This is a genomic window from Virgisporangium ochraceum (genome assembly GCF_016863655.1).
GTDB lineage: Bacteria > Actinomycetota > Actinomycetes > Mycobacteriales > Micromonosporaceae > Virgisporangium > Virgisporangium ochraceum.
Genome location: NZ_BOPH01000195.1, coordinates 1 through 669 on the forward strand (window position 1 = coordinate 1; position 669 = coordinate 669).

The following is a 669-nucleotide window of genomic DNA, read 5'->3' on the forward strand; positions in this document are numbered from 1 at the left end:
ACCCGGCCCTTCGACACCTCCCCGCGGATGGGGAGGTCGGCCAGCCCGGCGACGAGCTCGTCCGGGCTCGCGGCGACGACGGCCGCCCGGTGCTCGTGCGCGGTCCTCGACGTCACCGCCGAGTACGCCACGTCGAGCACCGACACGCCGCCGGCCGCCACACGCTCCCGCAGCCGGGCCGCCTGCGCGACCACGGCCTCGGCGCTGCGACCGGACACCACGACGGGCACCGCGGCAGGCACTGCGACGGGCACCGGGGCCGCCGGGTCGACGGCGGGCACGACCTCCGCGGGCGGCGGCTGCTCGATGATGGTGTGCGCGTTGGTCCCACTGATCCCGAACGACGACACCGCCGCGCGCCGCGGCCGGTCGACCTCGGGCCACGCGACGGCCTCCGTCAGCAGCGACACCGCGCCGGCCGACCAGTCCACGTGCGGCGACGGCTCGTCCACGTGCAACGTCCGCGGCAGCACACCGTGCTCCATCGCCTTGACCATCTTGATGATCCCGGCGACGCCCGCGGCCGCCTGCGTGTGGCCCAGATTCGACTTGACCGACCCCAGCCACAACGGGACCTCGCGGTCCTGCCCGTAGGTGGCGAGCAGCGCCTGCGCCTCGATCGGGTCACCCAACTTCGTGCCCGTACCGTGCGCCTCGACCGCGTCGACA

The 669-nt window shown here is 75.0% G+C and carries 1 protein-coding gene; it reads right to left on the reverse strand.

Going from position 1 to position 669, the window contains the following annotated elements; all coding sequences use genetic code 11:
* Positions 1–669, reverse strand: a 669-nt coding sequence (locus Voc01_RS52660; protein WP_203935346.1) for a ketoacyl-synthetase C-terminal extension domain-containing protein, incomplete at both ends; no start/stop codon positions are given.